This window comes from Halomonas sp. HNIBRBA4712, assembly GCF_043558675.1.
Classification (GTDB): domain Bacteria; phylum Pseudomonadota; class Gammaproteobacteria; order Pseudomonadales; family Halomonadaceae; genus Vreelandella.
In genome coordinates this window covers 334,531-359,669 of record NZ_JBIFXR010000003.1, presented here as the reverse complement: position 1 = coordinate 359,669, position 25,139 = coordinate 334,531, and the positions used below count along the sequence as shown (strand labels likewise).

22 protein-coding genes and 2 pseudogenes are annotated in these 25,139 nt (G+C 64.8%); 15 read left to right on the top strand and 9 right to left on the bottom strand.

The window, feature by feature from the left end; genetic code table 11:
• The gene (locus ACGK9R_RS08880; RefSeq protein WP_394580340.1) at positions 1-1,692 is read right to left on the bottom strand and encodes a 2-isopropylmalate synthase; all 1,692 of its coding nucleotides are present in this window, start codon (positions 1,690-1,692) and stop codon (positions 1-3) included.
• Positions 1,693-1,861: 169 nt separating this feature from the next.
• Here ACGK9R_RS08880 and ACGK9R_RS08875 point away from each other — a divergent pair, with 169 nt between their 5' ends.
• Both ACGK9R_RS08875 and ACGK9R_RS08870 read left to right on the top strand, forming a co-directional pair.
• The gene (locus tag ACGK9R_RS08875) at positions 1,862-2,359 is read left to right on the top strand and encodes an Lrp/AsnC family transcriptional regulator (RefSeq protein ID WP_394580338.1); all 498 of its coding nucleotides are present in this window, start codon (positions 1,862-1,864) and stop codon (positions 2,357-2,359) included.
• A 12-nt stretch (positions 2,360-2,371) separates the two neighbouring features.
• Positions 2,372-2,731 carry a RidA family protein gene (locus tag ACGK9R_RS08870; RefSeq protein ID WP_394580336.1) on the top strand — a complete coding sequence of 120 codons (360 nt, stop codon included), beginning with the start codon at positions 2,372-2,374 and terminating at the stop codon, positions 2,729-2,731.
• Positions 2,732-2,751: 20 nt separating this feature from the next.
• On the opposite strand, the gene hexR is transcribed toward ACGK9R_RS08870, so the two are convergent.
• Genes hexR through ACGK9R_RS08855 form a run of 3 tightly spaced genes read right to left on the bottom strand, consistent with a single transcriptional unit; the run spans position 2,752 to position 7,966 of the window.
• Positions 2,752-3,603, bottom strand: coding sequence for a transcriptional regulator HexR (gene hexR, locus ACGK9R_RS08865; RefSeq protein WP_394580335.1), 852 nt, complete (start codon positions 3,601-3,603; stop codon positions 2,752-2,754).
• Complete coding sequence (locus ACGK9R_RS08860) at positions 3,555-5,363, bottom strand: putative bifunctional diguanylate cyclase/phosphodiesterase (protein ID WP_394580333.1); 1,809 nt, start codon at positions 5,361-5,363, stop codon at positions 3,555-3,557. Before ACGK9R_RS08860 ends, hexR begins: the two co-directional genes overlap by 49 nt.
• Positions 5,360-7,966, bottom strand: a complete 2,607-nt coding sequence (locus ACGK9R_RS08855; protein ID WP_394580331.1) for a GAF domain-containing protein — start codon at positions 7,964-7,966, stop codon at positions 5,360-5,362. Before ACGK9R_RS08855 ends, ACGK9R_RS08860 begins: the two co-directional genes overlap by 4 nt.
• Positions 7,967-8,121: 155 nt before the next feature.
• Here ACGK9R_RS08855 and ACGK9R_RS08850 point away from each other — a divergent pair, with 155 nt between their 5' ends.
• From ACGK9R_RS08850 to lpxL, 12 genes are all read left to right on the top strand, one after another.
• Positions 8,122-9,324: a GNAT family N-acetyltransferase gene (locus tag ACGK9R_RS08850; RefSeq protein WP_394580329.1), complete on the top strand. Its 1,203-nt coding sequence runs from the start codon at positions 8,122-8,124 to the stop codon at positions 9,322-9,324.
• A gap of 85 nt (positions 9,325-9,409) precedes the next feature.
• On the top strand, positions 9,410-9,766 hold the full coding sequence (ftsB, locus tag ACGK9R_RS08845; RefSeq protein WP_394580327.1) for a cell division protein FtsB: 357 nt from the start codon (positions 9,410-9,412) through the stop codon (positions 9,764-9,766).
• On the top strand, positions 9,759-10,460 hold the full coding sequence (gene ispD, locus ACGK9R_RS08840) for a 2-C-methyl-D-erythritol 4-phosphate cytidylyltransferase (protein ID WP_394580325.1): 702 nt from the start codon (positions 9,759-9,761) through the stop codon (positions 10,458-10,460). The genes ftsB and ispD overlap by 8 nt, the downstream gene beginning before the upstream one ends.
• A 5-nt stretch (positions 10,461-10,465) precedes the next feature.
• Positions 10,466-10,948 carry a 2-C-methyl-D-erythritol 2,4-cyclodiphosphate synthase gene (ispF, locus tag ACGK9R_RS08835; RefSeq protein WP_394580323.1) on the top strand — a complete coding sequence of 161 codons (483 nt, stop codon included), beginning with the start codon at positions 10,466-10,468 and terminating at the stop codon, positions 10,946-10,948.
• Entirely contained in the window at positions 10,945-12,003 is a 1,059-nt protein-coding gene (truD, locus tag ACGK9R_RS08830; protein ID WP_394580321.1) for a tRNA pseudouridine(13) synthase TruD, read from the top strand. The genes ispF and truD overlap by 4 nt, the downstream gene beginning before the upstream one ends.
• Before the next feature lie 30 nt (positions 12,004-12,033).
• On the top strand, positions 12,034-12,780 hold the full coding sequence (surE, locus tag ACGK9R_RS08825) for a 5'/3'-nucleotidase SurE (protein ID WP_394580319.1): 747 nt from the start codon (positions 12,034-12,036) through the stop codon (positions 12,778-12,780).
• A complete protein-coding gene (locus ACGK9R_RS08820; protein ID WP_394580317.1) occupies positions 12,767-13,444 on the top strand; it encodes a protein-L-isoaspartate(D-aspartate) O-methyltransferase in 678 nt (225 codons plus the stop codon). Before surE ends, ACGK9R_RS08820 begins: the two co-directional genes overlap by 14 nt.
• The gene (locus tag ACGK9R_RS08815) at positions 13,441-14,406 is read left to right on the top strand and encodes a DUF368 domain-containing protein (protein ID WP_394580315.1); all 966 of its coding nucleotides are present in this window, start codon (positions 13,441-13,443) and stop codon (positions 14,404-14,406) included. The genes ACGK9R_RS08820 and ACGK9R_RS08815 overlap by 4 nt, the downstream gene beginning before the upstream one ends.
• Positions 14,407-14,413: 7 nt before the next feature.
• Positions 14,414-15,520 (top strand): peptidoglycan DD-metalloendopeptidase family protein, encoded by a 1,107-nt coding sequence (locus tag ACGK9R_RS08810; RefSeq protein ID WP_394580313.1) that lies wholly within the window; start codon positions 14,414-14,416, stop codon positions 15,518-15,520.
• Between the two features lie 158 nt (positions 15,521-15,678).
• Positions 15,679-16,653 (top strand): RNA polymerase sigma factor RpoS, encoded by a 975-nt coding sequence (rpoS, locus tag ACGK9R_RS08805; protein WP_394580311.1) that lies wholly within the window; start codon positions 15,679-15,681, stop codon positions 16,651-16,653.
• A 158-nt stretch (positions 16,654-16,811) separates the two neighbouring features.
• Positions 16,812-17,906, top strand: coding sequence for an alanine racemase (gene alr / locus ACGK9R_RS08800; RefSeq protein WP_394580309.1), 1,095 nt, complete (start codon positions 16,812-16,814; stop codon positions 17,904-17,906).
• Positions 17,907-17,920: 14 nt separating this feature from the next.
• Positions 17,921-18,835 (top strand): LpxL/LpxP family Kdo(2)-lipid IV(A) lauroyl/palmitoleoyl acyltransferase, encoded by a 915-nt coding sequence (gene lpxL / locus ACGK9R_RS08795; RefSeq protein ID WP_394580307.1) that lies wholly within the window; start codon positions 17,921-17,923, stop codon positions 18,833-18,835.
• A 215-nt stretch (positions 18,836-19,050) separates the two neighbouring features.
• Here the strand turns inward: lpxL and speD are convergent, their stop codons facing one another.
• The 5 genes and pseudogenes from speD to ACGK9R_RS08770 all read right to left on the bottom strand — a co-directional run bounded on the left by speD (position 19,051) and on the right by ACGK9R_RS08770 (position 22,604).
• Positions 19,051-19,842, bottom strand: coding sequence for an adenosylmethionine decarboxylase (gene speD / locus ACGK9R_RS08790; RefSeq protein WP_394580305.1), 792 nt, complete (start codon positions 19,840-19,842; stop codon positions 19,051-19,053).
• A gap of 176 nt (positions 19,843-20,018) precedes the next feature.
• The gene (locus tag ACGK9R_RS08785; protein ID WP_394580303.1) at positions 20,019-20,447 is read right to left on the bottom strand and encodes an OsmC family protein; all 429 of its coding nucleotides are present in this window, start codon (positions 20,445-20,447) and stop codon (positions 20,019-20,021) included.
• A 73-nt stretch (positions 20,448-20,520) separates the two neighbouring features.
• Positions 20,521-20,862 (bottom strand): annotated as a pseudogene (locus ACGK9R_RS08780) (gamma-glutamylcyclotransferase); the annotation flags it as partial.
• A gap of 93 nt (positions 20,863-20,955) precedes the next feature.
• Positions 20,956-21,600, bottom strand: a pseudogene (gene murU, locus ACGK9R_RS08775) (N-acetylmuramate alpha-1-phosphate uridylyltransferase MurU); the annotation flags it as partial.
• Positions 21,597-22,604: an aminoglycoside phosphotransferase family protein gene (locus tag ACGK9R_RS08770; RefSeq protein WP_394580302.1), complete on the bottom strand. Its 1,008-nt coding sequence runs from the start codon at positions 22,602-22,604 to the stop codon at positions 21,597-21,599. The pseudogene murU and the gene ACGK9R_RS08770, both read right to left, overlap by 4 nt.
• A gap of 70 nt (positions 22,605-22,674) precedes the next feature.
• Here ACGK9R_RS08770 and ACGK9R_RS08765 point away from each other — a divergent pair, with 70 nt between their 5' ends.
• A complete protein-coding gene (locus ACGK9R_RS08765) occupies positions 22,675-25,122 on the top strand; it encodes an LPS-assembly protein LptD (protein WP_394580300.1) in 2,448 nt (815 codons plus the stop codon).
• Positions 25,123-25,139 lie beyond the last annotated feature (17 nt).

Sequence of the window (25,139 nt, the reverse complement as noted above, 5' to 3'; positions counted from 1 at the left end):
TCAGGCGGTGGCGTTTTCGGCGGTCGAGGCGGGGCGCTTGCCCGCGTCGCTTTGGGAGGCGTTGATGCCCGACAGCAGCGCCTTGAGCGAGGCGCTCACCGTGTCGCTATCCTCGGCCACCGCGCAGATGCGCTGGCCGTCGATGTTGAGCTGCACGAACGCAATGGCGTTGGCTTCGCTGTCGCCGCCGAGCGAGTGCTCGCTGTAATCGACGATCGCCACGTGGCTGCCGCTATGCTTGCGCCAGGCGTCGGTGAAGGCGGACATCGCGCCGTTGCCGGTGCCCTGTAAACGCAGCGTCTCGTCGCCTTGCGTCAGCGTGACCTCGATGCCTTCGTTCTGGCCTTTCGAGAGGCGGTAGTCGGCAAGCGCCAGCGGTGTCTGATGGCTAAAGTGATCGAACATCACCTGGCGCACCATTTCGCTGGAGAGCTCGCTGGCGCGCTCCTCGCTCTCCTTCTGTACGTAAGGGGCGAGCGCCAGCATCATCCAGCGCGGCAGGTTGATGCCGTAATCGCGCTCGAGCAAAAACGCCATGCCGCCCTTGCCGGACTGGCTGTTGACGCGAATCACCGCCTGGTAGTCGCGGCCGATGTCACGCGGGTCGATCGGCAGATACGCCACCTGCCAGGGCTCGTCGTCCTTCTGGTGCTTGAGCGATTTACGAATCGCGTCCTGGTGGCTACCGGAAAACGCCGTGTAGACCATCTCGCCCACCCAAGGGTGGCGCGGGTGCATGGTGATACCGGTACACTCCTGCACCACCTGCACGATCTCGTCCGGGTTGGAGAGATCGAGCTTCGGGTCGATGCCCTGGCTATAGAGGTTCATCGCCAGTGTCACGATATCCATATTGCCGGTGCGCTCGCCGTTGCCCAGCAGCGTACCTTCGACCCGGTCGGCCCCGGCCAGCAGCGCAAGCTCGGCGGAGGCCACCGCGCCGCCGCGGTCGTTGTGGGTATGCACCGAGATGATGACGCTGTCGCGATTCTTCACGTGCTGGCAGAAGTACTCGATCTGATCGGCGTGGTGGTGAGGGCCGGCGACTTCGACGGTGGTGGGCAGGTTCAGAATGCAGGGGTTTTCCGGCGTCGGCTGCCAGACATCCATGACCGCCTCGCAGATCGCGAGCGAAAAGTCGATCTCGGTGCTCGAGAAGCTCTCCGGCGAGTACTGAAAGCGCCAGGCCACGTCCGGGTATTTATCGGCGTAGGTCTTCACCCAGGTCGCGCCCTGCACGGCGATATCGGTAATGCCGCCGCGATCCATCTCGAAGACGCGCTCGCGCTGCACCGTCGAGGTGGAGTTATACAGGTGGATGATCGCGCGCTTGACGCCCACGAGGGACTCGAAGGTCTTCTCGATCAAATGCTCGCGGCACTGCACCAGCACGGCGATGGTGACGTCCTCGGGGATCTGGTTCTCATCGATCAGCCAGCGCACGAAGTCATAGTCCGGCTGGCTCGCCGAGGGAAAGCCGACCATCACTTCCTTGATGCCGACCTTGACGATCTGGTGCCAGAAGCGCTTTTTCTGCTCGACGGTCATCGGCTCCAGCAGCGCCTGGTTGCCGTCGCGCAAATCCTCGCTCACCCAGATCGGCGCGCGCTCGAGATCCCGGTCCGGCCAGGTGCGCTCAAAGGCAGGGACACGGGGGGCAGGGCGGTACTTGCGATGATCGAAGGCGGTCATGGTGGCTTCCTGACGGTTATTCGAGATAGAAAAGCGTAAAGGTGTCGCTTCAAACGATAGCACCAGTATACGCCCCGAGCGGCAGAAGGATATTGCTAATCCGAGCGGCTTTTGGCAATAATTGGCAGATAATAGCGCTAAAACCACTATCATTGGCAGGAGGTAGCCGGTGCTTCCCGTTCCGCTGGAGCTTGATCGCTTCGATCGACACATCCTGGACGTTCTTCAGCAGGAAGGGCGAATCAGCAACCAGCTGCTGGCCGAGCGCATCGGGCTTTCGCCTTCGCCGTGCCTTCGCCGGGTGCGCGCGCTCGAGGAGCACGGACTGATCGCGGGCTACCGCGCCGAGGTCGACGCCCGCCAGCTCGGGTTCGATTTGATGGTGCTCTTGCATATCGCCATGGATCAGCACACCGCCGAGCGCTTCGACAACTTCGAGCGCCAAGTGCGCGAGATCCCCAACGTCATCGAGTGCCTGATCATCACCGGTCAGGCGGCGGACTTTCAGCTCAAGATTCTGGTGCGCGACATGGACGACTACCAGCACCTTCTGCTGCACGTCATCAACCGTATCGACGGGGTAACCGGCGCCCATACCAGCTTCGTGCTGCGCCGGGTGTTCGAGCACCGCCCCGTACCCACCGGCGCCGCCAGGCGCCTTTCATAGCGAGGAGAGACCATGTCCATCGAACGTCACGATACCAAAGCGCGCATGAGCCGCGCAGTCATCCATCACGGCGTGGCCTATCTGTGCGGCCAGGTCGCCGGGCCCGACGCCCGTCACGGCGATATCACCGAGCAGACCGAAAGCATGCTGGCGCGCGTCGATGCGCTGCTCGAAGAGATTGGCTCGAACCGTAAGCGGCTTCTGAGCGCTACGGTCTATTTGAAAAACCCAGGCGACGTAGGCGCCATGAACGCGGTGTGGGACGCCTGGGTCCCCGAGGGCCATGCCCCGGCGCGCACCTGCGTCTGCGCGGCGCTGCCCGCCAATGAGCTGCTGGTCGAGATCACCGTGACCGCCGCTGTCGACGGCTGATCAGGCGGCGGCGAGAAGGGCTATTTCAGCGGAAAGCGAGTGTCGCGCAGGCTATCCTTGATCTTCTTCAGGTGCGGCAGAAAATCCTCGCCCCGGCGCAGCGTGACGCCGGTGGCGAGCGCGTCGATCAAGGTCAGCTGGATCACCCGCGAGGTCATCGGCATGTAGTGGTCGGTATCTTCGGGCGTGGCGACATCGAGGGTGGCGGTGCACTCCTGAGACAGCGGTGAGTTCGGCGCGGTGATGCCGAGTACCACCGCGCCCGCCGCGCGCCCGAGCTTTGCGATATCGACCAGCTCCCGGGTGCGCCCGGTGTAGGAGATGATCACGATCACATCCCCGGTGTGGCAGGCAGCGGCCACCATGCGCTGCATCAGCACGTCGACGTAGGCCATCACCGGCAGGTTGAAGCGAAAGAACTTGTGCTGCGCGTCCTGGGCGACCGCGCCGGAGGCGCCGAGGCCGAAAAAGTGGATGTGCTTGGCCTGGGTGAGATAGTCGACCATGCGCTCGATCGCCGCCGTGTCGACCTCCCGTTCGGCCTCCTTCAGCGCGGCGATGGTGGCGCCGAAGATCTTCGAGGTGTACTGGGTGGCGGTGTCGCCGGGCGCCACCGCGCGGGTGACGTAGGGCGTGCCGCCGGCCAGGCTCTGGGCCAGCTTGATCTTGAAATCCGGATACCCCTTGGCGCCGAAGTTGCGACAAAACCGGTTGACGGTGGGCTCGCTCACCCCCGCCGCCTGGGCCAGGCTCGCGATGCTCAGGCTCGTGGCGGCCACCGGGTCGTCCATGATGACGTTGGCCACCTTGAACTCCGAGCGGTTTAGTTCGTTGAGCCGTTCGCGTAGGCGGTCGAGGAGGTCGTGGGCCATGAGGGTTCCAGAACGTTGGTCGAAGATAAACGGGCGCTGTGCTGCTCGCACCACGTTTGGAACTCTTCGGCGGGCAGCGGACGTGCGTAATAATACCCCTGCGCCGCCTCACAACCAATGGAGCGCAGGTAATCTGCCTGGGCTTTGGTTTCGATCCCCTCGGCGACCACGTCGCACCCCACGCCGTGGGCTAGGCGGGTAATCGCCAGCGCCAGGTGGCGGTCGACCTCCATATCCTCGAGATCCATGACGAAGGCGCGGTCGATCTTCAGCGTCGAGAAGGGCAGGGTCTTGATGTAAGCAAGCGACGACTGGCCGGTGCCGAAATCGTCGATCGCCACGGCGATGTTGAACTCGGCAAGCCTTGCAAGCTGCGCCCGGGCGTTCTGAATGTCGCTCAAAAGGCCGGACTCGGTCACCTCCAGCGAGAAGAACCGCGGCGGTACGCCGCGCGCCTTGATCGTTTCGAGCAGGCGCTCGGCGAAGTCGCGCTTGGCGAGCTGGCGCGCCGCGACGTTGACCGCGATATGAAACCTGTCGTCCAGAAGCCCCTTTTCGCGCCAGTCGACGATATGGGCAAGCGCCTGCTCGATCACCCACTCGCCGATGGCGAGAATGTCGCCGCTCGCCTCGGCCAGCGGAATGAACTCCGCCGGCGACACCCGGCCAAGGGTCGGATGATCCCAGCGCAGCAGCGCCTCGGCGCCGAGCACCTGGCCATCGGCCAGCGAAATCTTGGGCTGGAAGGCCAGGCACATCTCGCCACGCTCGGTGGCGCCACGTATCGATTGCTGCAGATGCAGGCGCTGGCGCTGCAGGGTTTCCAGCTCCTCGTTGTAGCTTTGCACCCGCAGCGGGCCGTTTTGCTGCGGCAGCGCCAGCGCCGCCATATGCACCAGCCGCTCCGGGTCGAAGGGCTCATTGGTGCTGCTGATACCGATACGTACGTTCAAGGGCAGCAGCAGATCGCCGAGCGTCTGATCCTGATCGAAACACTCCACCAGCCGAAACGCTTGATTGATCAGTTTTTCGAGTCGGGCCTCGGGCAGCATGACCAGAAGCTCGCTGCCGCCCCACATGCCAAGCGTTGCCGCATCGTCCAAACGTTCGTTTAACTGTCGGCTGACATGGAACATGAGCTTGTCGGCAGTGGCGTAGCCGTGAAAGCGCACCACCTCGTCGAGCTGGTCGATGGCGATGAACAAAAGGCCGGTCGGCGCGCAGGCGTCGGAGGCGCTCTGAAGCGCCTGGGTCATCGCTCGGCGGTTGGGCAACTGGGTGATGGTGTCGGTGCGCGAGAGCTGGTCGAGATCCTGCCAGCGCTTTTCGGCCAGATCCTCGAAGCTGTGGGCCTGGCGGGTACGCAGCTGGTAGCGGTGCTCGAGTTCGAGTGCATTGAGAATGCGCTGGATCACATCGTCGTACTTGAAAGGCTTGGTGATGAAGTCCCGCACGCCCATGCGCTGAGCGCGGCGGCGGGTTTCGTCGTCGATCTGGGCGGTGAGTACGATGACCGGCGGCGCCGCGTCGCCGAACGCTGCAACGAGCGCCTCCATGACCGCGTAGCCGTCCAGATGGGGCATGCGGATATCGAGCAGAATCAGGTCCGGGCGCTGTGCCCGACAGTGCTCGAGCACACGGCGCGAATCGCTCAAGCCGTGGGCGTTGTCGAAGCCGTGATCATCCAGCACGTCGAGCAAAAGCTCGACGTTGACCGGGTTGTCATCCACGACCAGCAGGTGTTGGCGGGCAAACTTCATGGGGTCACTCCCGGCACTACGTGAAGATGCTCCTCGAGCACTTTGGTGAGTTTATCGATATCCAGCGGTTTGGTGAGGTACTCGTCGAACCCCGCGGCGCGCCCTTTCTCTATATCCTGGGGGGTGGCGTTGGCCGACAGCGCCAGCACTCTGAGCCCATCGAGCATCGGATTCTGGCGCAGTGTCTGGAGCGCCTGAAAGCCGTTCATGCCCGGCAGGTCGATGTCCAGAATGATCAAATCCGGCCTTGCGTGGCGCAGGATTTCGAGAGCCAGCTCGGCGCTCGACACGACCTCGAGCTCCACCGTCTCGAGCTCCTCAATGATCTCCTGCATTAGCCGCTGATTGGCCGGGTTGTCCTCGACGTAGAGGACTTTCTTGCGCCGTGAACCCGCGCTGAGCCGGGGGCTGCCATCGCCGGAGGCCCGATGCTCGAGGCGGGCCTCGGTTTGCGGCAGCGTGAACCAGAAGGTAGCGCCCAGGCCCGGCGCGCTTTCGACGCCGATGTGGCCCTGCATACGCAGCACCAGCTTGCGCGTGATGGCAAGCCCGATGCCGGTGCCTTCGATAGAGCCGTGCTCCGCGTCCAGCCGGTTGAACGGCTCGAAGAGCTCGCTCTGGCGCTCGCGGGCGATACCAGGGCCGGTATCCGTCACGCTGATTTTCAGGGCATCGCCCTCCGGGACGACGCCAATCTCGATCACGCCGCGAGCGCAGTTGTACTTGATCGCGTTGGAGAGCAGGTTCAACAGTACCTGCTTGGTGCGGGTGTAGTCCGCCAGCACCTGCCACTTCGCCGCGAGCGGCGCACGTTTGAGCCTCATCCCAGCCGCTTCGACGTTGGCCTCGAGGGTGGCGCAGGCGTCGTCGAGCACTTCCTCGACCGAGATCGGCTCCAGCGACAGCGCCAGGTAGCCGGATTCGATCCGCGCCAGATCGAGAATTTCGTTGATCAAGCCCAGCAGGTGCTGGCCGCTTTTTTCGATCTGCTGGACCTGGCGCAGCTGCTTTTCGCTGAGCGGGTCACGTCGGCCTTTCTCCAGCAGTTGAGCGAAGCCGATGATGGCGTTGAGCGGAGTGCGAAGCTCGTGGCTCATCGATGATAGAAACTCGCTCTTGGCCTGATTGGCTTCTTCGGCCTGGTCGCGGGCGGCAGCGAGCGCCTTCGCTACCTGCTCGCGCTCGGCCATCTGCCGGTACAGGTTGATCAGTAGTGCACAGGTATCGGTGAACGGCTGCAGCCAGTCGATCAGCGCCTGGTTGAGCGGCTGTTTGCTGTTGGCGATGGCGAACATGCCGATCACCACGTCGTCGCTCAGGATCGGCACGCCCAGATAGTTATCCAGCCGTGGATGGCCGTGCGGAAAACCGCCCTTGCTTCGATGGCCGTAGACGTCGTCGGTCATCACCACTTCGCCATGGGCGAACACCCGGCCAAGCAGCGTGTCGGCGTTGGTCAGCATCATGTCGCCGCGGCGCAATCGGTCCATCAATTGATGCGAGCTTTCGCTCCAGGAGAGATCGGTGATGGCGTGAATCTTGAGCGCGTTGGTGGTGTCGGTGGGCAGCACCTCGCCGATCAGCGCGTAGTCGCTGTCGGTGAGTTCCTTGAGCGCCTCCATCAGAAATTCCCAGAGCCCCTCACCGGACATCAGCGCCTGGTAGTCGGTGATGCCCTGGTGCAGCACCTTCAAAAGGCCCTGTTCTTTCACAATGCGACGATTGGCGGCGTAGATGCTGGTCAGGTCGGTCAACACACCGAGAAACTCGACGACGTTGTCGTGGGTATCGTGAATCGCGTTGATCGCCAGGTGAACCGGCACGCGAAAGCCCTTTTTATGCAGCGCCTCGACTTCGCGCCCGCGCCCGATCACCGTGGGCTCGCCGCCGGCCAGGTAGCGCTCGATGAAGCGGTCGTGCCCGGCCGCGATCTCGGGCGGGGTCAGCACCGCGATATTGCGCCCGATCAGCTCCTCGGCCTCGTAGCCCAAAAGGCGCAGCGCGAAGGGGTTGATTGCGGTGATGAGCCCGTCGCGGCCGATACGGATCTTGGCCGTCGCGCTTTTACTGAACAGCGCTTCGAAGCGCTCGGCGGTGCGTAAAAGCTCGGTTTCGCGCTTGTGTTGACGAAACAGCGCCTCGACCTGGGCGGCCAGCCTCTCCAGCAGCCGATGCTCGCGTTCGGTGAAGTGGCGCGGCGCGCGGTCGATGATACACAGCGTGCCGATGATCTGGTCATCGACCGGGCGCAGCGGATAGCCGGCGTAAAAGCGAATGTGCGGGTCACCCAGCACCAGCGGGTTGTCGGCAAAGCGCAGGTCCTTGAACGTATCCTCGATGACCAGCGCCTTGCCCTGATAAACGGCGTGGGCGCAAAAGGAGAAATCCCGGTGGGTTTCGCAGGCGTCGAGCCCAAGGTGCGATTTGAACCACTGCCGATGTTCATCCACCAGCGACACCAGCGCGATGGGTACCTCGAAAATATCGCGAGCAAGCTCGGCGAGCTGCTCGAACGCTTCGTCCGGCGGTGTGTCCAGTACTTCCAGGCTGTGCAGAGCCGCCAGTCGCAGCGTTTCGGTATCGGGTAGATCGGCAGCTTGCATAAGGGTCTCGAAAGTGGGCCAACCTGTTATTTATCGGACGCTTTCGTCCAGGCTTTAATGTGTCAGCGCGGAATCGACATTTTTTTATCTCCGTGCTCGAAATGCCGCGTTCGGGTTCTAGTGAACCGGGGATTGCGCGATACTCGAGTAAGCCAATGCCCACGCTACAATCCGAGGTGCTCATGCACGATGGCCTATCGTCACCGCCGCTCACACTGGCCACGCTTTCATCCATCGATAGCGTGGCCGCGCCGGCCTGGAACGCGCTGGTCAGCCGCGAGCAGCCCTTCTTGCGCCACGCCTTTCTGGCGGCGCTGGAGCGAAGCGGTTCGGCCAGTGCGGCTACCGGCTGGCAGCCGCGCCACCTGAGTGTCTGGCAGGGCGAGCGGCTGGTGGCGGCAATGCCACTGTATCTAAAAAGCCACTCGAGCGGCGAGTACGTGTTCGACTGGGGCTGGGCCGAGGCCTTCGAGCGCGCCGGCGGCGACTACTACCCCAAGGCGCTTAGCGCCATACCCTTCACGCCGGTGCCGGGCCAGCGCACGTTGATCGCAAGCGACATCGACGCCAAAAGCGCTTACGCGCTGCTGGCAAAGGGCTTTCGAGAGCAGTGCGAAGCGCTGGGCCTTTCGAGCTGGCACCTGCTGTTTGCCCAGGACGCCGATGTCGATGCCTGGCAGGCGCAGTGCCCGGAGCTGATCATTCGTCACGGCGTGCAGTTTCAGTGGCGCGACCAGCGCTTCGGCGATTTCGACGGTTTTCTCGCCCGGCTCACGGCCAAGCGGCGCAAGACGATCAAGCGCGAGCGGCGTATCGTGGCCGAGCAGGGTATCACCCTCGAGCGGCTGGAAGGCGAGGCGATCGATACGGCGGCCATGGCGCACTTTTTCCGCTGCTATACGATCACCTATCATGAGCGCGGCCGTCCGCCCTACCTCAACGAGGCGTTTTTCCAGGCGCTTTTGCGCGATATGCCCGAGGCGCTGATGCTGGTGCAGGCGCGGCTCGACGACCGCCCGGTCGCAGCCGCACTCTACTTTCGCGGCGCCACCACGCTCTACGGGCGCTATTGGGGTAGTGAAGTGATGGCTGACTGCCTGCACTTCGAGGCGTGCTACTACCAGGGCATCGAGTACTGCCTCGAACGGGGCTTGACGCTTTTCGACCCCGGCACCCAGGGGGAGCACAAGCTGGTGCGCGGCTTCGCGCCCACCGCAACGCGCTCGCTGCACTACCTGGCCCACCCGGGGCTCGCCGCTGGCGTTGCCGAGTTCTGCGCGCGAGAAGGCGAGCACGTGCGCGCCTACCGGGCTGCGGCGCGCGACGCGCTGCCGTTCAAAACCCTGGACGACACCTGAACACGGCTCGCCGCCTTGCGCGCTAGCTGGCATAATGCGCGCCGTTCATACCCAAAGCGTGCGCACTCGAGAACAGGAACTTCAGATGCATCGTTGGCTGGTCATCGCCCTGCTGGGCGTTCTGGGATTATTGCAGTATCAGCTGTGGCTCGGCAGCGGTGGCTGGCAGGATTTGCAGCGCGTCGAGCAGCGCGTGGCGGTTCAGGAAGCCGCCAACGCGCCGATGCGCGAGCGCAACGCACGCCTTGCCGCCGAGGTGACCGACCTAAAGACCGGTCTGGATGCCATCGAAGAGCGTGCCCGCAGCGACATGGGCATGGTGCGAAGCGACGAGCAGTTTTTCTGGGTACCCGGGGTGGCGATCGAAAACGAGCTGATCGGGCTCAACGCCACGCTTGCGATCAAGCCCGCCGCCGTCACGCCGGAGGCGCCGGATGAGTGAGCGGCTCTGGCTGGTGGTGCCGGCGGCGGGCCAGGGCCGTCGCATGGGCGCCGACCGCCCCAAGCAGTACCTGTCGATCGGCGCACGCCCGGTACTTTTTCATACCCTGGCGCGGCTTCACCGCGCCTTTCCCGAGGCCCGGCTGGCGCTCTGTCTCGATGCCGACGATCGCTGGTTCGATCCCGCCTGGGTGCCGTTCGCCCAGTGGCAGCGCGTCGACGGCGGCGCCGAGCGCATGCAGAGCGTGCAAAACGCGCTGGCCGCCATCGACGCCCGCGACGACGATCTCGTACTGGTGCACGACGTCGCCAGGCCGTGTGTGAGCGTGGCGGATCTGCGCGCGCTTTTTGACGCCGCGACCGCGCACCCAGGCGGGGCGCTGCTGGCGATGCCGGTGGCCGATACCATGAAGCGTGAAAGCGCCGCCGGCCTTTGCGCGCGCACCGAACCGCGCGACGGGCTCTGGCACGCGCTGACGCCCCAGGGGTTTCGTTTTTCGCTTCTGGCGCGCGCGCTTTCAAACGCCGTGAAGCACGGCGTGACGGTCACCGACGAAGCCTCCGCCGTCGAGGCGCTGGGGCATGCGCCCAAACTTGTCAGCGCGCGGCGCGACAACCTCAAGATCACCCATCCCGACGATCTCGCCCTCGCGGCGGCCATTCTGGCGCTGCAGGCGGGCAATAGCGAAGAGTAGCTGCAATGCGAATTGGTCATGGATTCGACGTACACCGCTTCGGCCCCGGCGATCATCTGATGATCGGCGGCGTCAAACTCGCCTTCGAGCAGGGCTTCGTTGCCCATTCCGACGGCGACGTACTGCTGCACGCGATCAGCGACGCGCTGCTCGGCGCCTGTGCGCTTGGCGATATCGGCCACCACTTTCCGGACACCGACCCGCAGTGGAAAGGCGCGGACAGCCGCGCGCTTCTGCGCCACGTAATGGGGCTGGTCAGCGAAGCGGGCTACGCCCTGGGCAACCTGGACGCCACGATCATGGCCCAGGCGCCGAAAATGGCGCCGCACATCGACGCCATGCGCCAGGTCATCGCACGGGATCTGGGGGTGGCGCTTGACCAGGTCAACGTCAAGGCGACCACTACCGAGCGGCTCGGCTTTACCGGGCGTGGTGAAGGCATCGCCGCCGAGGCGGTGGTGCTGCTCACTCCACGAGCGCGGCAATGAGTGGACTGCCCGACTGGCCCCGAGCGCTTGACGAGCGCTTTAGCCCGCGCCCGCCGGGGCGCTACCGCGAAGCGCCAGAGGACTTTTTCGTCGACGAGCAGCTGGACTTCACCCCGCAGGGTGAAGGCGAGCACCTGTGGCTGCGTATCGAAAAGCGCGGCCAGACCACCCTCGAGGTGGTCAGAGCGCTTGGCCGCCTGTGCGAGGTAAGCCCGCGGGCGATCGGCTATTCGGGTATGAAGGACAAGCTCGCGGTGACGCGCCAGTGGCTCAGCGTTCACCTGCCCGGGCGGGAAGCGCCCGCCGCGCTCGACGAGCGACTGGCCGCTCTGGGCGTGGTCGTGCTCGAACGCGGGCGCCATCCGCGCAAGCTCAAGCGCGGTGTTCACCGCACCAACCGCTTTCGCCTGCGCCTGCGCGGCGAGGCCGTTGGCTCTGAGGCGCTGATAACGCGCTGGGAGGCGCTGTGCGACGAGGGCGTGGCCAACTACTTCGGTCCCCAGCGCTTCGGCCTTCAGGGGCGCAATCTCGACAAGGCGCGCGCGGTACTGGAAAAAGGCTGGCGCAAGCGCGACGACCGCCAGGGGATGCTGCTTTCCACTGCGCGCAGCTTCCTGTTCAATGAGTGGCTGGGCGCGCGCGTGCATGACGCTAGCTGGGCGCTGCCGCTACCCGGCGACACGCTGATGCTCGACGGCACCCAGAGCGTGTTCGCCATCGAGGCGGTCGATGAGACGCTTTTATCACGGGCTCGCGCGCTCGATTTGCATCCAACCGGCCCGCTCTGGGGTATACCGGTAAACGGGGCGGATGAAAACGGGTCAGAGAGCCGTACCGCGCAGTTGGACGCTGCGCTACGCGCCCGCCATTCGGCACTTTGCGAGGGTCTTGTGCGCGCCGGGGCGAAGCGCCACCTGCGGGCGTTGAGAGCGCGGCTGACCGAGCCATGCTTGTCGCGCGAGGCGCATTCGGTCGTGCTCGAATTTTCGCTGCCGCGAGGCAGCTTCGCCACCGCGGTGCTGCGCGAGCTGATTACGCACCCGGATTTCGATTGACCACGCGCTAAAGCGCCCAGGGAGAGGCCCATGCGACGACTGCTTTTATCCAACGACGACGGCGTCTACGCGCCGGGGCTGCGCGCGCTGCACGACGGCCTCGCCGAGTACGCCCACCTGCGCGTGGTAGCGCCGGATCGCGACCGCAGCGGGGCGAGCAACTCGCTGACGCTTTCGCGGCCGCTGTCGCTGACGGCGCTGGATAACGGCTTTTATAGTGTCGACGGCACCCCGGCAGACTGTGTCTATCTCGGTGTGAACGGCGTCTGGGACGAGCGCCCGGACCTGGTGATCGCCGGCATCAATCACGGTAGCAACCTGGGCGACGACGTGCTCTACTCCGGCACGGTGGCGGCAGCGATGGAAGGGCGCAACCTGGGCATGAGCGCGATCGCCATGTCGCTTTGCGGCGAGCGCCATTTCGACAGCGCCGCGCGGGTGGCGGCCACGCTCGTCGGCGCCGCCGAGAACCTGTCACTGCCGCCGCGTACGCTGTTGAACGTCAACGTCCCGGACTTACCCTGGGAGGCGATCAAGGGCGTGCGGGTCACCCGGCTTGGCTATCGCGGTCCGGCGGAGAAGGCGGTGCCGATCAAGGACCCGCGCGGGCGCACTCGCTACTGGATCGCGCCCCAGGCGGCCAACGCCGACGACGGCGAGGATACCGATTTCGCCGCGATCAGCGCGGGGTTTGTCTCGATCACGCCGCTTCAGACTGATCTCACGCGCCATCCGGCTCGCGACGACGTACAGGCCTGGCTGGATGCGTTTGCCTGAGCTCTCACTCGGCGAGCGGCTAGGGCGTGGGATGACCTCCCAGCGCACGCGTGATCGCATGGTCGAGCGCTTGATCGACCAGGGGATCACGGATACCCGCGTGCTCGAGACGATGGCGTCGGAGCCGCGCCATCTGTTCGTCGATGAGGCGCTGGCGCACCGCGCCTACGAGGATACGTCGCTGCCGATCGGTTTCGGTCAGACGCTATCCCAGCCGCTGGTCGTTGCGCGCATGACTGAGCTGGTGCTCAAGGCAAACCCTGAGCGGGTGCTCGAAGTGGGCACAGGCTCCGGGTATCAGGCGCTGATTCTGGCGCGGCTGGTGCCAAGGCTCTACTCGGTCGAGCGGATCGCCACGCTCGCCCGACGCGCCGCGGACCGGCTCTGGCACCTGGACGCACCGGCGCATCTGGCGGTGGGCGATGGCGGTGAGGGCTGGCCCGGCAGCGGCCGGTTCGACGTGATTTTGCTGACCGCCTGTGCGCAGACGCTGCCCGAGGCGCTTCTCGAGCAGCTTTGTCGCGACGGGGTATTGATAGCGCCGCTGGAAGCGCCGGACGGCAGCCAGTGGCTAACTCAGGTCAAACGTATCGGCGGGGCGTTCGAGAAACGCCGCCTGGAGCCGGTGCGCTTTGTTCCATTATTGCAAGGAGTGGTGGATTGAAGCATCGACGCTTGGGCGTATTCTTGAAAGGCGCCGGCATGGGCGCCGCCGACGCGGTGCCCGGCGTTTCCGGAGGCACGATCGCCTTCATTACCGGTATCTACGAAGAGCTGATCCATACGATCAAGCAGTTCGGCCCCAGCGCCTGGCCCGCCTGGCGCCAGGGCGGCTGGCGCGGGCTTTTCACGCACCTGAACATCGCCTTTCTAGCGCCGCTTCTGGCCGGTATTGCGGTGAGTCTCGTCAGCGTGGCCCACGTGGCGCTCTGGATGATGCAGGCGCATCCGCTGTTGCTCGACGGCTTCTTCTTCGGGCTCGTGGCCGCCTCGGCGCTGGTAGTGGGCCGCGCCAGCGGACGCTGGCGGCTCTGGTACGTGCTGCCGCTGGTGCTGGGGCTGCTGCTCGCCCAGGCGCTGCCGGGGCTGATGCCGCTGATTCTGTTGATCGGCAACGAGGCGCTGATCGTCGCCGTGGCTGGAGCGATCGCCATCAGCGCGATGCTTCTGCCTGGCGTGTCGGGGAGTTTTCTGCTGCTGACCATGGGGCTTTACGGCACCATCATGGGGGCTATCAAAAGCCTCGACTTCGGTATTATCATGCTGTTTGGCATGGGCTGCCTGGTGGGTCTCATGCTCTTTTCGCGGTTTCTCTGGTGGCTTCTGAGCCGCTACCACAACGCCACGATGCAGCTGCTTTTGGGGTTCATCGTCGGCTCGCTGCCGGTGCTCTGGCCCTGGCGCGAACTTCTCGGCTATCAAATGGGTCCCGATGGGCAGGTCATCCCGCTGGCGCACCGCTACCTGCTGCCCGGCGACTACGCCGCGCTGACCGGCGGCAGCGCCCAGGTGGTAGCCGTGGTGGCGCTCATGCTCGTCGGCGCGTGTCTGGTAGTATTACTCAACCAGCGTGCGGCCAAGGGCCCCGCAGTTCGACATAACGCGCGCGGCGTTGAAAAGGAGTAGGGTTTGCATGCGTAAGGTTTTTACATTTTCCTTGATGGCGCTGGCCATCAGCGGCTGCGCGAACCAGCCGTCACACTCTCCCCAGGTCCGGGATTTGAGCGAAGCGCGCCGCGCGGTGGAAAGCTCGCCTCAATACACCGTTTCACCGGGGGATACGCTCTACGGGATCGCCTGGCAACACGGTCTGGACTACCGGGAGCTGGCGGCGATGAACAATATCGCGCCGCCCTATCAGATCCAGCCGGGCCAGACCATTACGCTGCGTGAAGGCGCGAGTAGCACCTCGAATGCCGGCTCAAACCAGGCCAGCGCGAACCCGCAAGGCCAGCCGCGCCCAAGCGGGGCGGTCGCTACGGGCCTTGGTGCCTCGCAGGCGGGTACGGGCCTTGGTGCCTCGCAGGCGGGTACGGGCAATCAGGGGGCGCAGAGCGTGGCCGCCAACCAGAGCGGCGATCAGCAGATGGACTGGCTGCTGCCGGACGAAAGCGCCATCGAGCGCAACCAGCGCATCAGCGCCGAGCGCAGCGAGCGCCAGGACGACGCGCAAAGCGGCGACACCGCCCAGGCGCCAGAGCCCACGCCGGCCGTCGAGGAGCCCGCCCAGACCGTGACGCCGGAACCGGAGCCCGAGCCTGCACCCGAACCCGAACCACAGTCAGAGCCGGAACCGGAACCCACCGCCACGGCGCAGCAGCCACCGGCACAGCCGGATCGCTCCGATCGCACCTTCACGCCGGCCGAGACCATCAACTGGCGCTGGCCGACGGATGGCCAGGTAACCGGTGCCTTCGGTGAAGGCGGTACCATCACCGCCGGCATTGATATCAGCGGACAAAAGGGGCAACCTGTAAGAGCCGCGGGGCCGGGCATCGTGGTTTACGCCGGCAGCGGTGTGCGAGGCTACGGCAATCTCATTCTACTCAAACACAACGACCAGTTCCTTAGCGCCTACGCGCACAACGACAGTTTGCGCGTCAGCGAAAACGACGTGGTCGAAGCGGGAGAAGTCATTGCCACGATGGGCGATAGCGACAGCGACAGCGTCAAACTGCATTTCGAGGTGCGCCGTGACGGCCAGCCCGAAAACCCCTTGGACTTTTTACCATCGCGCTAACGTACGCTCGTTAGACGGCTTGGCCAGAGCGCAGAGCGCCCTGGGGTCCCGATAGCTTGATAAGGGCGTCATATAACAATAACGGTGAGCGCGTACACACAGTACGACCACCTACACTTTTTTACATGGCGGTTAGGCAAGACAACGGGGGTAAGACCATGAGTATGCTGGAGAAGGATCTGCAGGAGGTTGACCTTGATACGGTGGAAGAGGCGCTAGACGACGCCGACGACAGCGCAAACGAGGAAGAGGATGCCTTCGAAAAAGCACTGGGGCGCGAAGATCGACAGTCGACCCAGAGTTTGGACGCTACGCAAATCTATCTCAACGAGATCGGTTTTTCGCCGCTGCTGACGCCCGAGGAGGAGGTCTACTACGGCCGTCTGGCGCGCAAGGGTGACCCGATGGGTCGCTCGCGAATGATCGAATCCAACCTGCGCCTGGTGGTGAAGATCGCCAGACGCTATCTCAACCGCGGTTTGACCCTGCTCGATCTGATCGAAGAGGGTAACCTGGGCCTGATTCGCGCGGTCGAGAAATTCGACCCCGAGCGCGGCTTTCGCTTTTCGACCTACGCCACCTGGTGGATTCGCCAGACGATCGAACGGGCGCTGATGAACCAGACCCGGACCATTCGTCTGCCGATTCACGTGGTCAAGGAACTCAACATCTACCTGCGCGCCGCCCGCGAGCTGACGCAAAAACTCGACCACGAGGCCACCGCCGAAGAGATCGCCGAACATCTCGACAAGCCGGTGGAGACGGTCAAGAAAATGCTGGGGCTCAACGAGCGCGTGTCGTCGGTGGACTACCCCATGGGCGGCGAAAGCGACAAGCCCTTGATCGATACCCTGGCCGACGACGACGTCTCCGGCCCGGAATCGCTGCTGGTCGACGGTGACGTGCGCGAGCACGTGGATCACTGGCTCGACGAGCTCAGCGAAAAGCAGCGCGAAGTCGTGGTTCGTCGCTTTGGCCTTCGCGGCCACGAGTCGGCGACCCTCGAGGAAGTCGGCGCTGAAATCGGCCTGACCCGCGAGCGGGTTCGCCAGATCCAGGTCGAAGCGCTAAAGAAGCTTCGCCGCGCGCTGGAAAAGCAGGGCCTCTCTCTCGACGCCATTTTCGAGAGCTAAGCCGCTGGCTCAGCGAGACTTGCCCAAGGCAAGCCGCGACGCACCGGGCACGCCCGGTGCGTCGACATTCAAGTACGTAACCCGGCCCACGACGTTGGGCTTTTTTATATCCGAATGACGCCCGCGTTCCCGAAAGCGCCGGGTAAGTGAGAACCACCATGCGTCCGCTTGCGGCCCATATCGATCTCGACGCGCTGCGTCACAACTACCGCGTGGCCACTGCCTGCGCCCCCCGTAGCCAGTCGGTGGCGGTGATCAAGGCCAACGCTTACGGCCACGGCGCGCTCGCCTGCGCGAAAGCGCTGGAGCCCTTGGCACCCGCGCTGGCGGTGGCGTGTATCGAGGAGGCGCTCGTTCTGCGCGAAGGCGGCATCACCGCGCCCATCGTGCTGCTCGAGGGTTTTTTCGACGCCGATGAGCTTGCGCTCGTCGACGCCCGGGGCTTCTGGGTAAGCGTTCACAGCGAGTGGCAGGTCGAGGCGCTCGAGGCGTTCAGGCCGCAAACGCCGATTCCGGTCTGGCTCAAGGTCGACTCCGGCATGCACCGGCTGGGCTTCGCGCCCGAGCGCGTGGCGGCCATCTGGCAAAGGCTCAAAACTGCGCCCGGCGTAGGCGAGCTTCACCTGATGAGCCACTTCGCCACCGCCGACGCCGGTGACAGCGGCTATTTCGAGCGCCAGCTTGCCCGCATTACAGCGCTTGGCGAGACGCTCGATGCGCCGCTGTGTCTGGCCAACTCGCCGGCCACGCTCGCTTACCCCGCCGCCCACGGCGCCTGGAACCGGCCCGGGGTGATGCTCTATGGCAGCAACCCGCTCGAAGTCGACAACGCCATCACCCGCGAGCTACGCCCGGTGATGAGCCTGCGCTCGGAAATCATCGCGCTGCGCGAGATCGCCGCCGGCGAGCCGGTGGGCTACGGCGGGCGCTGGCGCGCGGCCCGGCACTCGAGGATTGCCGTGGTGGCGGCGGGCTACGGCGACGGCGTCGACCGCCACGCCGTCGACGGCACGCCCGTGCTGGTCAACGGCCAGCGCTGCCCGCTGGTCGGGCGGGTGTCGATGGACATGCTTACGGTGGACGTGACCGACGTGACAAGTGCAGCCATCGGCAGCGAGGTGACGCTCTGGGGCCAGAGCGAAAGCGGCGCACACCTTGGCGTCGACGAGGTGGCGCGCTACTGCGACGCCATCAGCTATACCCTTTTGACCGGGGTACTGCCCCGCGTGCCGCGCCTTTACAGCGGCGCCTAATCAACGGTATCGGAATGTCGAAGAAACCCTTTCCCCGTTCGTTCGTTCACCCGCGCTACTGGCCGACCTGGCTTGCCATCGGCGCGATGTATCTTGTGGCCTGGCTGCCCTGGCGGCTGAAACTCGGTATCGGCCGACTCATCGGGCTGCTCGCCTGGTCGCTGACCAAACGCCGGCGGCGTATCACCGCGACCAATATCGCGCTCTGTTTTCCCGAAAAAAGCGTCGAGGCTCAGCGCCAGCTGGTGAAAGAGACGTTCATCGCCAACGGCATCGGGCTGGTCGAAACCGCCACCGCCTGGTGCCGGCGCGCCGAGGGCTTTCGCCACCGGGTGGCCTACAACGGCGAGGAGCACTTGGCCCGCGCCAAAGCCCAGGGTAAGGGCGTGCTGGTGGTGGGTATTCACTTTTCGACGCTGGATCTTGGCGGGGCGCTGCACTCGCTGTTCTTTCCCGCGGACGTTGTTTACCGCCCACACAACAATCCGCTGTTCGAGCGCTTCATGACCCGAGCGCGCTCGCGCATCTTCGGCCAGGCGATCGACCGCCACGATTTGCGCGGTGTGGTGCGCCGGATCAAGGCGGGGCACATCGTCTGGTACTCGCCGGACCAGGACTTCGGCCGCGACGTCAGCGTGTTCGCGCCGCTGTTCGGTCAGCAGGCGGCGACCATCCGCTTGACCTCGAAGATCGCGCGCATGACCGGCGCACCGGTGGTGCCGCTAATGTTCCACCGCAACCCGGACAACCGCACCTACACCATCGAGTGCCTGCCCGCCTTCGAGAACTTCCCGAGCAAGGATGAAGTCGAGGACGCCACCCGGGTGAACCAGTTCATCGAGCGGGCGATCCGTAAGCACCCGGAGCAGTACCTGTGGCTGCACCGACGCTTCAAGACGCGCCCGGAAGGCGAGGAGAAGATTTACTAGCCCATAAGAGAAGCCGCCGTAAGTGCTTGGCTGTAGTCCGTTAAACAGGGCTAACACTTGTGGGAGGGAGCTTCAGCTCGCGACTGGTGGCTTGGCCAAGGCGCCTGACGGCGCCATTCGCCCGCTGAAGCGGCCTCCCACAGTAGATTTACGGGACAGCCATAAAAAAAGCCGACGTCTATGCGTCGGCTTTTTTGTGTTCGATCGTTTGATGATCAATCGAGATTACGCGAGTAGAAGATCTCCAGCATTTCCTTGCGCAGGCGGCTTTCGATGTCGCGCGCCTCTTCGAAGGTGATGTCGCGCCGCGAGGTGCCGAACAGGTAGTTGTCGAGTTCGAAATCCTTGAGCAGCATCTTGGTGTGGAACATGTTGTCCTGATACACGTTCACATCCATCATCTGATACGCCTGCTTGGTATCCTCGGCGAGATAGTCCTGGATCGAGGCGATCTCGTGGTCGATGAAGAGCTTCTTGCCGTTCACGTCCCGAGTAAAACCGCGCACCCGGTAGTCCATGGTGACGATGTCGGAATCGAAGCTGTGGATCAGGTAGTTCAGCGCCTTGAGTGGGCTGATGTGACCGCAGGTCGACACGTCGATGTCGAGGCGAAACGTGCTGATGCCGTTGTCCGGGTGGGATTCCGGGTAGCTGTGCACCGTGACGTGGCTCTTGTCCAGGTGCGCGACCACGGTTTCCGGCAAGGGGCCGGGGCCGGGTGTGGTCTGGGCTACCGGCTCGTCGAGCTCGTGCTCGGCGATCAGGATGGTCACGCTCGCGCCGTGGGGCTCGTAATCCTGACGCGCAATGTTGAGCACGTGCGCGCCGATGATATTGGTCACATCCTTGAGAATCTGGGTAAGACGCTCGGCGTTATAAAGCTCATCGATATAGTCGATATAGGCGCTGCGCTGCTCTTCGGTCTTGGCGTAGCAGATATCGTAAATATTGAAGCTTAACGAGCTGGTGAGGTTGTTAAACCCGTGGAGTCGGAGATTATCAGACAATTCCGCGCCCCCTGATAGCAGTGAAAACACCCCGACGAGCCAGCGTCGGAACCTGATCCGTACATGGTTCTAAATGCATGCTTCCAAGTTCATGGTTTGACAGACATGCAGCCCGAAAGGCCGGGCGGGCGTATTATGCCCGCCCGGCCTTTGGCTTGCATACCGCCGCGCGGTTTTTATTGCGTGCCGGTCTCCTTGATCTCGAAGGAGTGGCTGATCTCGACGCCGCCTTTCACCAGCATGATCGAGGCGCTGCAGTACTTGTCGGCGGAGAGCTCGACGGCGCGCTGCACCTGTTTTTCCTTGAGGTTTCGCCCGGTGACCACGAAGTGCACGTGGATTTTGGTGAAGATTGCCGGCACTTCGTCGGCGCGCTCGGCGTCGATCTCGGCCACGCAGTCGGTGACATCGGCCCGCGCCTTGTCGAGAATGTTGAGCACATCAAATGCCGTGCAGCTGCCCATGCCCATCAACAGCATTTCCATCGGGCGCGGCCCGGTGTTGCGCCCGCCGTGATCCGGCGGCCCGTCGATCACCACGCTATGGCCGCTGCCCGACTCCGCCACGAACTGGCGCCCGTCTGTCCACTTCACCCGTGCTTTCACGCGGCTCTCCTCTTTGAGTGGTTCAATTCATTCTCGGTGGCGCGCAGCATAACACGCACGCCTTGAAAGCAGGCTAGCGTGTTAACGGCCAGCCGCCTTCGTCGATCGAGACGAAAGTGGCGATATCCGGGTTGTAGAGATACACCCAGGCCTCGCCGAAGCGAGTGTCGAGCGTGACACGCTGGTACTCGCCTTCAAGCGGCGCCTCGAGTCGGTAATCCTCGAGCACGTCCAGCCGGGCGAGCTGCTCATGGGTCACGCGGTAGATCTCGATGAGGATTCCGCGCGAGTCGCGGCGCTTGGCGCCGGGGTAGGGGCCCACGTCATAAAGGGTAAGCAGGCGGCTGGTGTCCGCGCCTACGAACTCGGCGCCCTCCAGCAGATGGGCGTTGACCAGCCCCTTTTTCAGCGTGCCGTAAACGGCCACCAGCGGGGTGCGGGCGATATCCTCGGCCAGACTCATGGCGTCTTCTGCGGGCGCCGCCTTCTTGGATGAGGGCGTGTCGTTCAAGTGGCGCTCGAGGGCGGCGAGCCGCTCGGGGGTGCCGACATCGACCCAGTGGCCGCGAAAGTGCTCGGCGCTGACCTGGCCGCGAATGATCGCCGCCTTCAAAAGCGGCGCCAGGGCGAAGGCGCCGGGCGAGCAGCCTTTGAAAAGCGCCGGGTCGATCACGCTTACGCCGGCGTAGGTAAGCGCCGGAGCATCGAGCCCGGCGCGCCCCTCATGAAGGGAGAAGTCGCCCTGGGGGTGCTGGGGCGGGTTATCCACCAGCACCAGATGCGCAAGCGTACCCGTACCCGGCGCTTCAAGTGGCAGGCGCTCGCACCAAACATCGCCGTTGACCAGCAGAAAGGGCGCCGGGCCAAGAAGCGGTAGCGCCTTGAAGATACCGCCGCCGGTCTCCAGCGGCGTCTCTTCCACGCTGTAGATGAGCGAAAGTCCGAAGCGCGCGCCGTCGCCGAGTGCTGCCATGATCTGCTTGGCACGGTAGCTTACGTTGATCACCACCTCGCGAACGCCGGCCCGGTAGAGGCGCTCCAGGTGGTGCTCGATCAGCGCCTTGCCGGCAACCGGCAAAAGCGGCTTGGGGCAGGTGTCGGTCAGCGGGCGCATGCGCGTGCCGAGCCCGGCGGCCAGAATCATCGCCTTCATGAGCTTGCCTCGCGCTTGGCGACGATGGCCGGGCGCAGCGTCTGCCGACACCAGCGGGCGAACTCGGCGTGCTCGGGAAGCGCCGCCAGGCTGTCGTCCAGGTGGTCGAGAAAGTGCGGCAGGCGCTCGAGGTAGCCGGTTTTTTCATCGCGAAAGGTTAGGCGGCAGAAGATACCGAGCACCTTGAGCGAGCGCTGGGCGGCCATGGCGCGGCACTGGGTGATGAAGCTCGCCTCACTCACCTCGGCGCTCAGGCGCCCGTCGCGGCGTGCCTGGGCGTGGAATTCGCCTGCCAGGGCGTCGAACGTCGCCGGGTCGAAGCGCCAGTAGCGCCCGCACAGTATCGAAATCGGATCATAAGTGATGGGGCCGGCGACCGCGTCCTGGAAATCGATCATGTAGAGCGTGCCCGCGTGGGGCATGAGGTTCATGGCGTCGAAATCGCGATGTACACTGACCGCCGGCTGGGAAAGCGCCCGCTCGACCAGATCCCGACACAGCGGCGCAAAGCTCGCCGGCGTTTCAAGGCCCAGGTAGCGCTCGAGGCACCACTCGGGAAAGAGCGCAAGCTCGCGGTTCAAAAGCGGCGCGTCATAGCGGGGCAGCGGCGAGGGATCGGCGGCGTTTTGCAGCGAGGCGGCCAGCGCCAGCGCCTGGCGGGTTTGTGCGCGGGCGTGCTCGCTACTTTGAAACAGCGCCTGCAGCGGCGTATCGCCCAGGTCCTCGAGCAGCAGAAAACCGGCGTCCAGATCCGCGTGATGGATGGCGGGCACCGCCAGCCCGGCGGCGCGCCAGCGCCGGCCGATGGCGACGAAGCTCGTGGAGTCCTCTTGCTCGGGCGGGGCGTCCATGACAATTTGGGTGTCGCCGCCTGGCAGGGTGAGGCGAAAATAGCGGCGAAAGCTTGCATCGCCCCCGGCCGGGGCGAGGGTAAAGGCGTCCGGTTCTAGGCCGGTCGTGTCGGCCACCCACTGGGTGAGGGCGCGGGTCCTGGAAATGGACATTGAGGCTCCTTGCTGGTCGGCCGTCTGGCGAGCTGTATAATACCGATTCTGGATGCCAAGGATAACGAACATGGGCAAGCGATTGACGGGGACGGCGCTGGCGGGACACACGCTGGTGGGCATGGTGACGCTCGCGGCGACGTCGGCGGCGGCGCAGAGCGAGCCTCTGCCCGGTGACGCGCTCGATTGGCAGCCCTACCGGCCGGAAGAGGCTGCAAGCCAGCTGTGCCGCGGGCGCTACGTGATGCCGGGCTACCGCCTGCCCGCCGAGCAGAACCCGGAAACGCTCTCGGTGGAAACCAGCGAAGCCGACTACGCTCAGGACGGTGAGGCGCTGCTGCGCGGCGATGTGGTGCTGCGCCGCGCCGACAGCGAGCTACAGGCCAATCAGGTCTTTTTACCGGCGGATCGCGAGCAGGTTCAGGCGGCCGGGCCGCTTGCGCTGCGAAACGGCGAAGCGCTGGTGCGCGGCGAGCGCGCCACGCTATGGCTTGGGGAAGATCGCGCCACCGTTGATGACAGCCACTACGTGCTTTACGAGCCGCACCTGCGCGGCCAGGCGCGCCAGCTCGAGCAGACCGGCGAGAACCAGTACCGGCTGCACAGCGCTAGCTTCACTACCTGCGACCCGGGTGAAAATACCTGGCAGATCGTCAGTAGCGACATCCGCCTCGATCAGGCGGCGGGTTTCGGCACCGCGCGCAACGCCCGCCTCGAGGTCAAGGACGTGCCGGTCTTCTACTGGCCCTGGGTGCGCTTTCCCCTCGACGACCGCCGCCAGAGCGGCTTTCTGTGGCCGACGCTCGGCTTTTCGAGCAACGGGCTCGACTACGCCCAGCCCTACTACTGGAACATCGCGCCCAACCAGGACGCCACCATCACCCCGCGCTTCATGACCGACCGCGGCCTCTTGCTCAACGGCGAGTACCGCTACCTGACCCGTCAAAGCCGAGGCATGGTCGAAGGCGGCTACCTGGCCGACGACGGCGGCCGGCGCACCGGCGACAACCGCTTCGAAGGCGAAGAGCGCTGGTATATCGACGCCCAGCACCGGGGCCGAATCGACCCGCGCAGCAACTACGCCCTGCGCTACGGCGCGGCCAGCGACGGGCGCTACTTCGACGACTTCGGCGCCGAGTTCGGCCGAAGCGACCGGGTCGGCATGGAGCGGCTGGCGCAAGTCGACTACCGCGGCGATCTCTGGCAGCTCGACGCCCGCGCCCAGGGCTTTCAGCGCCTGGAGGACCCGCTTTCTGATAGCGACAAACCCTTCTACCGGCTGCCGAGTCTGACCGCCAACACCACGACCCAGCCGTTTGGTAACGGCTTTTACGGCCAGTGGCGCTCCAATGCCACCTACTTCTGGCGCGACGTGAACGAGAACCTGGTGCCCGAGCGCGAAGCCGCCAACGGCTCGCGCCTTCACCTGACGCCGGCGGTGGGCTGGCGCTTCGAGGAGCCCTGGGGCTATCTCGAGCCGCGCACCGAGCTCTGGAGCACCAGCTACCAGCTCGATTACGGCGCCCGCGCCACCGACCGCGATACCTCACCGACGCGCAACGTCGCCGTCACCTCGATCGACGGCGGGCTGATTTTCGAGCGCGACCTGGCCTTTGGCGGTGACGGCTACCGCCAGACCCTCGAGCCTCGTCTCAACTACGCGTTCGTTCCGCGCACCGACCAGTCGGAGCTGCCCGAGTTCGACAGCCGCGAGCGGGCGTTCTCCTGGGATCAGCTCTGGTCGCCGCTGCGCTTCTCCGGCGCCGACCGGGTGGGCGATCTCAACCGCCTCTCCTACGGGGTGCAGTCGCGCCTGATCGAGGACGATGGCGGCCGCGACCGGCTCACCTTCGGCGTAGGGCAGAGCGCCTACTTCGCCGAGCGCCGCATCGACCAGGACGGCGATGCGGATACGCTGCCCGCGCGGCCCGAGGAGAACCCCTTCGTCAATCCCGAAAGCCGCTACCAGGCCACGCGGGATCGTTCGCCGGTGGTCACGCGCCTTGATTGGCAGATCAACGATCGTTTCAGCACCGGCTACGAATGGCTCTACGACGATCAGCGCCAGCAAACCGAGCGCTCCTCCGTCGACTTGCGCTATCGCCATCCGGAAGGACACGCGGTGAACCTTGGCTACCGTTGGGAGATCGAAGGCTTCGATCCGGGCGTGGTGCCGGGCGACGACGCCTTTCGCGACTACAGCCGCGAGGAGTGGGATTTATCGGTCGGCTACCGCGCCGCACCGCAGATCGATTTGATCGGGCGCTACCTGTATGACCAGACCAACGACCGGGCGCTTGAGCAGCTCGCTGGCGTACAGTGGAACGACTGCTGCTACGGCGTACAGGTGGTCTGGCGCGAGTGGATCGACGACAACGATACCGCACGGGTCGGCGACGACTTCAGCGACCGCGGGCTGTTCTTGCGCTTCGTATTCCGCGGGCTCGGCGGCGTGGGCCAGGGCGCGAACACCTATTTCGACCGGGCGGTGCCGGGCTTCACCCCGTCTCCCTTGTAGAGAGCGTGCCGCCATGT